Raw genomic sequence first — 9,659 nt, forward strand, 5'->3', positions numbered from 1 at the left:
ACATCAAGTTGTGCAGAGTTGATGTCATGTTTCGTTCCGCTGCTACGGCACCCGGCCGGCCCCGGCGCCTGCTGGCCGCCGCGAGCGCGCTCACCTCGCCGCTGCTGCCCGAGGACTTCCTGACCCTGTTCGACCCGCTGTGGTCGACGACGTCGCTGCGCGGCCGGGTCGTGGCGCGGCGCAGGGAGACCGGCCGCGCCGTGTCGGTCACGATCGAACCCGGCCGGGCGTGGGCCGGGCACCGGGCGGGCCAGTACGTCGGGATCGGGATCGACGTCGACGGGGTGCGGCACCGCCGCACCTACTCGCTCTCCTCGCCGGAGGGTGCCGGGTACCTCACCCTCACCGTGCAGGAGGTGCCGGGCGGGGTGGTCTCCGGCACGCTCGTCCGCGACCTGCCGATCGGCACCGTCGTCGAGCTGGAGCAGGCGGCCGGGACCTTCACCCTGCCTGATCCGCTCCCGCCGAAGCTGCTGTTCGTGACCGCGGGCAGCGGGATCACCCCGGTGATGAGCATGCTCCGCACCCTCGACGCGGGCGCCGGCCCGATGCCCGACACGGTGCTCGTGCACAGCGCCCGCACACCGGCGGACACGATCTTCGCCGCCGAGCTCACCGGGCTCGCCGCCCGGCACCCGTGGCTACGGGTGGTACTGCGGCACAGCGGGGTCACCGGCCGGCTCGATCCGGCGAGCCTGGACGCCGCGGTCCCCGACCGGGCCGCGCGCACCGTGTACGCCTGCGGCCCGGACGGGCTGCTCGACGCCCTCACCGAGGCCTGGGACGACGTCGTCGTCGAGCGGTTCACCCCGCCCGCGCGGGCGAGCGAGGGGACCGGCGGCATCGTCGAGCTCGGCGACGGCACCGTCGAGGTGGCGCCGGGCCAGAGCCTGCTGGAGGCGGGCGAGTCCGCCGGGAAGATCATGCCCAGCGGCTGCCGGATGGGCATCTGCTTCGGCTGCGTGCTGCCGCTGCGCGAGGGCCGGGTCCGCGACCTGCGGACCGGGCAGGCGCACGGCGAGCCCGGCGACCTGGTCCAGACCTGCATCAACTCCGCCTGTGGCCCGGCCCGCCTCGACCTGGGCTGAGGCGCGGACCGCACCCGCCGCCGCGTGCGGCAGACCGGTCCCGCCCGCGGCCGGCCCACCGGCCCGCACCACCGATCGTCACCGGAGCCCGGACCGTCCGGCCCGGCATCCCAACGACCCGAGGAGGTCCGCCATGACCGCCACGCTCGACACCCCCGTCACCGGCCCCGAGCCCGGCCCGGAGGAGACCGGCCTGGTCCGGCAGCCCCAGCGGCCGGTCCTGGAGCTCGTCCCCTCCAGCAGGCGCGAGGACGTGGTGGCCACCACCCGGCTGACCGCCGAGCAGATCGAGGAGCTGGGCCGCCGGCTCGACGCCATCCGGGACCGCGTCCTCGCCGAGCGCGGCGCGTCCGACGCCGCCTACATCCGCGACGTCATCCGCAAGCAACGCGCGCTGGAGATCGGCGGTCGCGCGCTGCTGTTCGCCGGCGTCCTGCCCCCGGCCTGGATCGCCGGCACCGCCATGCTCTCGATCGCCAAGATCCTGGAGAACATGGAGATCGGGCACAACGTCATGCACGGCCAGTGGGACTGGATGCGCGATCCGAAGATCCACTCGTCGAACTGGGAGTGGGACAACGTCTCGTCCTCGGCGGAGTGGAAACACTCGCACAACTACCTGCACCACACCTACACCAACGTCGTCGGCAAGGACCGCGACGTGGGCTACGGGATCCTGCGACTGTCCGAGGAGCAGCGCTGGACGCCCTACCACCTGGGCAACCCGCTCTACAACTTCCTGCTGAGCCTGTTCTTCGAGTACGGGGTCGCGCTGCACGACCTGGAGGTCGAGAAGGTCGTCGCGGGGGAGAAGCCCTGGTCGCGGGTGTGGCAGCAGGTCAAGTCGATCGGCCGCAAGGCCGGTCGGCAGATCTTCAAGGACTACCTGGCGTTCCCGGCGCTGGCCGGCCCGTTCTTCCTGCCGGTGCTGGCCGGGAACCTGACCGCGAACGTCGTGCGCAACGTCTGGTCGCACGCGGTGATCTTCTGCGGGCACTTCCCGGCCGGTGCGGTGCAGTTCGACGAGGAACAGCTGGCGGACGAGAGCCGCGGCGAGTGGTACGTCCGGCAGCTGCTCGGTTCGGCGAACCTCGACGGCGGCAGGTTCTTCCACCTGATGACCGGCCAGCTCAGCTTCCAGATCGAGCACCACCTGTTCCCGGACCTGCCCAGCAACCGCTACGCCGAGATCGCACCCGAGGTCCGGTCGCTCTGCGAGGAGTACGGGCTGGAGTACACGAGCGGGCCGCTGTGGAAGCAGTACCTCCAGGTTCTGGGGACGATCAACCGGCTGGCGCTGCCGAACGGGAAGCGCTGAGCCGGCCGGACCCACTCAGTGTGCCGGGACCCGGTCGAGGAAGCTGTCGACGCCGTCGTGACCGGTGACGTCGGCGAGCGGGTCGACGTATCGGCAGTCCGGCGTGAACAGCTCGGTGACCAGGGTCTTACGGGCGGCCGGGTCGGTCTCGTCGAAGGGGTGCCCCGCACGACGTCACCCTCGCCGAGCTGGCGCTGGAGACCTTCCTGCCCGCCGACGACGTGACCCGCTCCGCGCTGCAGACGATGTCGGGGAACGTGTGGTGAACGCACCGGCCGGCCGGCCGCCGCCCCGCCGGGTCGTCCCGTTCGGACGGGGCTACCCTGGTGCAGCGTGGCACCCACCTCCGTCTTCCCCGCCCTCGAGTCGATCCTGCCCCGAGTCTCGAAGCCGGTGCAGTATGTCGGCGGTGAGGGGAACTCGCAGGTCAAGCCGTGGGACTCGGTCCCGGTCCGGTGGGCGCTGCTGTACCCGGACGCCTACGAGGTCGGTCTGCCCAACCAAGGCGTGCAGATCCTCTACGAGGTGCTCAACGAGCGGGAGGACGCGCTCGCCGAGCGCTGCTACGCGGTCTGGTCGGACCTCGAGGAGCTGATGCGCTCGTCCGGTGTGCCGGCGTTCACCGTCGACGCGCACCATCCGGTCGGTGACTTCGATCTGCTCGGTGTGTCGTTCTCCACCGAGCTGGGCTACACGAACCTGCTGACCACCCTCGATCTCGCCGGCATGCCGCTGCACGCGACCGAGCGGGACGAGACCCACCCGGTCGTCGTCGCGGGCGGTCACGCCGCGTTCAACCCGGAGCCGGTGGCCGACTTCATCGACGTCGCCGCCCTCGGTGACGGTGAGGAGGTGGTCGGCGACATCACCGACGTCGTGCGGGACTGGAAGGCCGATGGCCGCCCCGGTGGCCGGCGCGAGCTGCTGTTGCGGCTCGCCGGGACCCCGGGCTGCTACGTGCCCTCGCTCTACGAGGTCCGTTACGGCGACGACGGAGCGATCGCCTCGGTCACCCCGGTCGACGAGCGCGTCCCGGCCACCGTCCAGAAGCGCACCACCGTCGAGCTGGACCAGTGGCCGTACCCGAAGCGCCCGCTCGTGCCGCTCGCCGAGACGGTGCACGAGCGGGCCTCGGTCGAGATCTTCCGCGGCTGCACCCGCGGTTGCCGCTTCTGCCAGGCCGGGATGATCACCCGGCCGGTGCGGGAGCGCTCCCTGCAGGGGATCGGCGAGATGGTCGACGCCGCCGTGCGCGCGTCCGGGTTCGACGAGGTCGGCCTGCTGTCGCTGTCGAGCGCCGACCACTCCGAGATCGCCGAGGTGACCAAGGGCCTGGCCGATCGCTACGAGGGCACCAACACCTCGCTGTCGCTGCCCTCCACCCGGGTGGACGCGTTCAACATCGACCTGGCGAACGAGATCTCGCGCAACGGCCGCCGGTCCGGTCTCACCTTCGCCCCGGAAGGCGGTTCCGAGCGGATCCGCCGGGTGATCAACAAGATGGTCTCCGAGGAGGACCTGATCCGGACCTGCTCGGAGGCGTTCGCCCAGGGATGGCGGCAGGTGAAGCTGTACTTCATGTGCGGGCTGCCCACCGAGACCGACGACGACGTCCTGGAGATCGCCGGGATGGCGCAGCGGGTGATCGCTGCGGGCCGCAAGGCGTCGGGCCGCAACGACGTCCGGTGCACGATCTCGATCGGCGGGTTCGTCCCGAAGCCGCACACACCGTTCCAGTGGGCGCCCCAGACCAGTCCCGAGGTCGTCGACGCCCGGCTGCGCAAGCTGCGCGAGGCGGTGAACGCCGACCGCAGCACCAAGCGCAACGTCGGGATGCGCTACCACGACGGGGAGCCGTCGCTGATCGAGGGGCTCCTCGCCCGGGGCGACCGCCGGGTCGGCGCGGTGATCGAGCGGGTCTGGCGCGACGGCGGCCGCTTCGACGGGTGGTCCGAGCACTTCTCCTACCGGCGCTGGCTCGACTGCGCGGCGGCGGCGCTGGAGCCGCTGGGCGTCGACCTGGACTGGTTCACCACCCGCGAGCGGGGGCGGGAGGAGATCCTGCCCTGGGACCACCTGGACTCCGGGCTGGAACGGGACTGGCTCTGGGAGGACTGGCAGGAGGCGCTGGAGGGCCGCGAGCAGGACGACTGCCGCTGGACGCCGTGCTTCGACTGCGGTGTCTGCCCGTCGACGGGCACCGACATCGAGGTGGGCCCGAGCGGGACCACGCTGTTGCCGTTGACCGTCGTGAACCCGACGGTGTCGCCCGCGGCCGACCCGGCGGGGGACGCGCCCGGTGCCGGGGCTCGGCGGGGATCGGGTGGCTGAGACGGCCGGAGCGGCGAACGGGCTGTCCTCCGTCCCCGGCCCGGACGCGGCGGGCCCCGGTGGTTCGGAATGGGAGTACGGCGGTCGGCAGCTGCGGGTGCGGGTCGCCGACGAACGCGACGTCACCGCGCTCGCCCGGCTGCGGCGGCAGTGGCTGGAGGAGCGGGCCGGCCGCCCGGTCGCCGATCCCGGGTTCGAGGAGGCGTTCGCCGCCTGGTGGCGGGTGGAGCAGCCACGCCGGGCGTTCTGGATCGCCGAGGCCGGCAGTGAACGCGCCGGTTTCACCCCGATCGGGTCGATCAACCTGCTGGAGACCGTGCAGATGCCACGGCCCGGCTCCCGCGGCGCCCGGACCGGGCAGCTCGGCAACGCCTTCGTGCTGCGGGCCTTCACCGAGGCAGGGGTGGCACGGGCGCTGCTGACGGCGGTCGTCGCGCACTCCCGCGACCGGGGCCACCGGCGGCTCATGCTGGCCCCGACCGCGGGCAGCGCGTCGTTCTACCGGCGGGCCGGGTTCCGGCCCGCCGGCGAGGGACTGCTGGTCCTCGATCCCCGGGGATGAAGATTTCCTCACCCTGACGGGTTCGTCCGGCCGGTACCGTTCCACCCGTCATGACCAGCACGGACACCCGGCGGGTCACGCGCGCCTCCACCCGCGACCGGCGGCCCGCCGTGACGTCCGCACCGACGACGCGTCGCCTCGTCGTGCCTGCACGCCTGCGGATCGTGGGCTGGTTCCTGCTGCTCCTGGTCATCGTGCAGTTCAGCGTCGGGCTCGCGGTGCGCAACCTGATGCAGGCCGACGCGCTGGAACGGGCTCGCGACGGCCTGGAGCAGGAGACCACGGAGTTCCTGCGGGTCGCCGACTCCGGCCGTGACCCGATCACCGGCGAGCCCACCGTCGACGCGGTGCAACTGCTCGACGGGCACCTGCGTCGCCAGCACGCCGACCGGGGCGAGGTGATGCTCGCGATCACCGCGGACGGGCGGACGCTCACCCAGCCGGAGCGGCCGATGACGGCGCAGGACCGGACGGCCCGCCTCGACCCGATCCTGGCCACCGGGCAGGACGCCGGGCGGCTCGACCTGCCGGGCGGGCCGGTGATGTGGTCGTCGGTGCGGGTCCTGGGGGCCGGTGACGAGCCGGTGGCGACGTTCCTCGTGATCGCCGAGCTGGCGCCGTTCTGGGAGCGGGCGGACGCGGTGACCCGGACGGTGCTGGTGGTCAGCGGGGCCGGGCTGGCGCTCGCGGCGTTCGCCTCGTGGGTGGTGGCGGGGCAGATCCTGCGCCCGGTCAACGAGATCCGGCGGGCTGCGGCGCGGATCACCCACGAGGATCTGACCCGGCGGATCGAGGTCGCCGGGCACGACGACATCGCGGCCCTGGCCGCCCAGTTCAACGCCATGCTCGACCGGCTCGACAGCGCGTTCCGGACCCAGCGGGAGTTCCTCGACGACGCCAGCCACGAGCTGCGCACGCCCATCACGATCGTCCGCGGGAACCTGGAGTTCCTGGAGGACGACGACCCGGCCGAGCGCGCCGAGGTCGTCCGATTGTGCAACGGCGAGCTGGACCGGATGAGCCGGATCGTCGAGGACCTGCTGCTGCTCGCGAAGGCGGAGCAACCCGACTTCGTGGTGCGCGAGCGGACCGACCTGCTGGAGCTGACGACCGACGTGGCGGCCAAGCTGCAGCGGCTCGGCGACCGGGTCTGGCGGATCGACGCGCTGCCCGAGGGCGAGGCCGACATCGACCCGCAGCGGATCACCCAGGCCCTGGTGCAGCTCGCCCAGAACGCGGTCCAGCACACCGGGCCGGGCGACCGGATCTCGCTGGGGGTCACCACGTCGGCCACGGGGGTCGCGTTCCGGGTCACCGACACCGGGAGCGGCATCACCCCCGAGGACGCCGAGGCGATCTTCGGCCGGTTCTCCCGGGGAGCGGCGTCCGGCGGCAGCCGCGGCGAACACACCGGGGCCGGCCTGGGGCTGGCGATCGTGACCGCGATCGCCGAGGCACACGGCGGTCATGTGGAGCTGGAGTCGTCACCGGGACACGGATCGACCTTCACCATCCGCGTGCCCGCGACCGTGGTCGCACCGGAGGGGGCCGACACGTGGACCACATCCTGATCGCCGAGGACGAGGAGCACATCGCCCGCTTCGTCGGGAAGGGGCTGCGCGCGCACCACTTCCACACCACCGTGGTGCGCGACGGGCGGGAGGCGGTCGCCTACGCCATGTCCGGCCGCTACGCGCTGCTGGTCCTCGACCTCGGGCTGCCCGGATACGACGGTTACGCCGTGCTGCGTCATCTGCGCGAGGCCCGCAACCCGATCCCGATCGTCATCCTCACCGCGCGGGACGGCGTGCGGGACACCGTCGCCGGGCTGGAGGGCGGTGCCGACGACTACATGACGAAACCGTTCCGGTTCGAGGAGCTGCTGGCCAGGGTGCGGCTGCGGCTGCGGTCCTCCGCCGGTGCCCAGGGCGACGCCTCGGTACTCGCCGTCGACGGGCTCTCACTGGACCTGCGCACCCGCCGGGCCGCCGTCGGTGACCGCGAGGTCGACCTGTCGGCGCGGGAGTTCGCCCTGCTGGAGCTGATGATGCGGCACCCGGGGCAGGTGCTGTCCCGCGAGCAGATCCTCGACCGGGTGTGGGGGTTCGACTTCGATCCCGGATCCAACGTCGTCGACGTGTACGTCCGGCAGCTGCGCCGCAAGATCGGCGCCGACCGGATCAGCACGGTCCGCGGGGTCGGTTACCGCTGTGGATGAGAACTTCCTCATGCAGCATTCATCCGACCGGCCTGCGGGTGCCCCATGATGTCCTGGTGACCGATTCCTCGACCGCGCGCCGACGCGCGCTCGCGGTCGTCGTCGTGGCCTTCCCGGTTCTGGTGAGCGTCGCGACCTGCGGTTACGCCGTCTCGTGGTCCGACACCGCGGATGCCCGACTGCAGGTCGTCGGGCCGCAGGTGGCCCCGCCCGATCCTGCCGCCGGTACCGGTGACACTGCGGCGGGGCCCGCTGCCCCGCCGCCCGCCGCTCCGGGCCCGGGCCCCGGGGAACCGGGCGACCCCGGCCCCGACGACGACTCGGACGACGACCCAGCCGACGACCCAGCCGACGACTCGGACGACGACTTCGATGACGACGACGACTCGGATGACGACTTCGATGGTGACGACGACTTCGATGACGATGACGACTTCGACTCGGATGACGACGACTCCGATGACGATGACTGACGGACGACGGCTGACGAACGACGGCTGACGAACAACGGCTGGCGGACGAGGGCCGACGAACGAGAGCTGGCGGACGAGGGTCGGCGGACGACGGCTGACGGACGACGGCTGACGGACGAGAGCTGACGGACGAGAGCTGGCGAACGACGCCTGGCGGACGACGCCTGGCGGACGACGCCTGACGGACGAGAGCTGACGACGACGCCTGACGAACGACGCCTGACGGACGAGAGCTGACGACGGACGCCGGTGAGCGACGCGCCGCGGTGACCGACGGACGCCGGTGGTGGCGAACGACTGATGCCGGTGGTGAGGAACGACCGACCAGGGCTCAGCGACGACGGGCCCGACCGACGGGCGCCCGGAGGATGCCGGAACCGGTCGGCCGGAACCGGCCGTCCGTGAACGAGGGTCCGCAGCTGACGGTCCGTGGACGAGGTCCGTAGATGAAAAGGCCCTCACCGACCGCTCAGCCCGGCTTCATCTTCCGGTCCGACGCTGGTCACCATGGACGAACGACGGCCCGCGCGGATCGCGCTCTACGGCCACGACACGATGGGGCTGGGTCACCTCCGGCGCAATCTGGTTCTCGCCGCGGCGCTCCGGTCGGGCCTTCGATCACCGCAGATCCTGCTGATCTCCGGTGCGGCCGAGGCCGGCCGGTTCCCGCTGCCCGACGGCGTCGACCTGCTGGTCCTCCCCTCGGTGGCCAAGGACGCCGACGGGTCCTACCGCTCCGGTCGCTGGGCCCTCCCGCTCGCCGACGTCATCCGGTTGCGCAGCCAGGTGCTCGCCGCCGGGCTGACCGCGTTCGCTCCGGACCTGCTCGTCGTCGACAAGGTCGCGCGCGGTTTCGCCGGTGAGCTCGAACCGGCGCTGGCCGGACTGCACACCATCGGGACCCGGCTGGTGCTGGGCCTGCGCGACATCCTCGACGGGCCTGCCGCCGCGGCCGCCGAGTGGCGTCGCGGCCGCACCACCGAAGCCCTGCGCGAGCACTACGACGAGGTCTGGGTCTACGGCGATCCGCGCATCGCCGACCCGGTCGAGGACCTGGCGCTGCCACCGTCGGTGCGTCGCATGGTCCGGCATGCCGGATACCTCGCGGCACCACGGGAAGCGGGTGCGGTGGCGCCACCGGTGCCCGGACCACACGTGCTGTGCCTGCTCGGTGGGGGGCAGGACGGCGCGGAGCTCGCGACCACGTTCGCGGCGGCACCGCGACCCGCCGGGACGGCGGGCGTCGTCGTCGCCGGGCCGTACCTGCCCGCCCCGGCCCGTGCCGCCCTGCACGCGACGCCCGGGCTGCATGTCGTCGACTTCTGCCCGGACCCGGCCGCCTGGCTCCCGGGGGCATGTGCGGTCGTCGGGATGGGTGGCTACAACACCGTCGTCGAGATCCTCGCCACCGACACCCCGGCGCTGGTCGTCCCGCGCACGGCACCCCGGTCCGAACAGCGGATGCGGGCGCGCCGCCTCTCCGAACACGGTGCCGTCGACGACGTCCACCCCGACGATCTCACCCCCGGGCTCCTCGGCGACTGGCTGGACCGGGCGAGCACCCTCCGTACCCCACGCACCGATATCGATCTCGGTGGCTCGGCCCGCGTCCCGGCCTGGGCGCACCGGCTCGTCCGGGAGCAGCGCCGTGCGGCCTGACCGGGCCGGG

The 9,659-nt window shown here is 72.6% G+C and carries 8 protein-coding genes; all 8 read left to right on the top strand.

What is annotated here, in order from left to right; translation table 11 throughout:
- The first annotated feature begins 26 nt into the window (after nucleotides 1-26).
- The 8 genes from AB0J24_RS07565 (at nucleotide 27) to AB0J24_RS07600 (ending at nucleotide 9,649) form a co-directional block, all read left to right on the top strand.
- Entirely contained in the window at nucleotides 27-1,088 is a 1,062-nt protein-coding gene (locus AB0J24_RS07565) for a ferredoxin reductase (protein WP_358676972.1), read from the top strand.
- A 133-nt stretch (nucleotides 1,089-1,221) separates the two neighbouring features.
- A complete protein-coding gene (locus AB0J24_RS07570; protein ID WP_358676975.1) occupies nucleotides 1,222-2,406 on the top strand; it encodes an acyl-CoA desaturase in 1,185 nt (394 codons plus the stop codon).
- Between the two features lie 333 nt (nucleotides 2,407-2,739).
- Nucleotides 2,740-4,737, top strand: a complete 1,998-nt coding sequence (locus AB0J24_RS07575; protein ID WP_358676978.1) for a TIGR03960 family B12-binding radical SAM protein — start codon at nucleotides 2,740-2,742, stop codon at nucleotides 4,735-4,737.
- Complete coding sequence (locus AB0J24_RS07580; RefSeq protein ID WP_358676981.1) at nucleotides 4,730-5,299, top strand: GNAT family N-acetyltransferase; 570 nt, start codon at nucleotides 4,730-4,732, stop codon at nucleotides 5,297-5,299. The genes AB0J24_RS07575 and AB0J24_RS07580 overlap by 8 nt, the downstream gene beginning before the upstream one ends.
- Before the next feature lie 50 nt (nucleotides 5,300-5,349).
- A complete protein-coding gene (locus AB0J24_RS07585) occupies nucleotides 5,350-6,870 on the top strand; it encodes a HAMP domain-containing sensor histidine kinase (RefSeq protein ID WP_358676984.1) in 1,521 nt (506 codons plus the stop codon).
- On the top strand, nucleotides 6,855-7,517 hold the full coding sequence (locus tag AB0J24_RS07590) for a response regulator transcription factor (protein WP_358676987.1): 663 nt from the start codon (nucleotides 6,855-6,857) through the stop codon (nucleotides 7,515-7,517). Before AB0J24_RS07585 ends, AB0J24_RS07590 begins: the two co-directional genes overlap by 16 nt.
- Nucleotides 7,518-7,573: 56 nt before the next feature.
- Complete coding sequence (locus tag AB0J24_RS07595) at nucleotides 7,574-7,990, top strand: hypothetical protein (protein ID WP_358676990.1); 417 nt, start codon at nucleotides 7,574-7,576, stop codon at nucleotides 7,988-7,990.
- A 507-nt stretch (nucleotides 7,991-8,497) separates the two neighbouring features.
- Nucleotides 8,498-9,649, top strand: a complete 1,152-nt coding sequence (locus tag AB0J24_RS07600; protein ID WP_358676993.1) for a glycosyltransferase — start codon at nucleotides 8,498-8,500, stop codon at nucleotides 9,647-9,649.
- Nucleotides 9,650-9,659: the final 10 nt, after the last annotated feature.

It is taken from the genome of Pseudonocardia sp. NPDC049635 (assembly GCF_040659795.1).
Taxonomy (GTDB): Bacteria; Actinomycetota; Actinomycetes; order Mycobacteriales; family Pseudonocardiaceae; genus Pseudonocardia.

What these genes read in the sequence shown, in the direction of transcription:
- AB0J24_RS07570 (WP_358676975.1), top strand. Translation starts at nt 1,222, where the DNA reads ATGACCGCCACGCTCGACACCCCCGTCACCGGCCCCGAGCCCGGCCCG.
- AB0J24_RS07600 (WP_358676993.1), top strand. Translation starts at nt 8,498, where the DNA reads ATGGACGAACGACGGCCCGCGCGGATCGCGCTCTACGGCCACGACACG.
- AB0J24_RS07565 (WP_358676972.1), top strand. Translation starts at nt 27, where the DNA reads ATGTTTCGTTCCGCTGCTACGGCACCCGGCCGGCCCCGGCGCCTGCTG.
- AB0J24_RS07585 (WP_358676984.1), top strand. Translation starts at nt 5,350, where the DNA reads ATGACCAGCACGGACACCCGGCGGGTCACGCGCGCCTCCACCCGCGAC.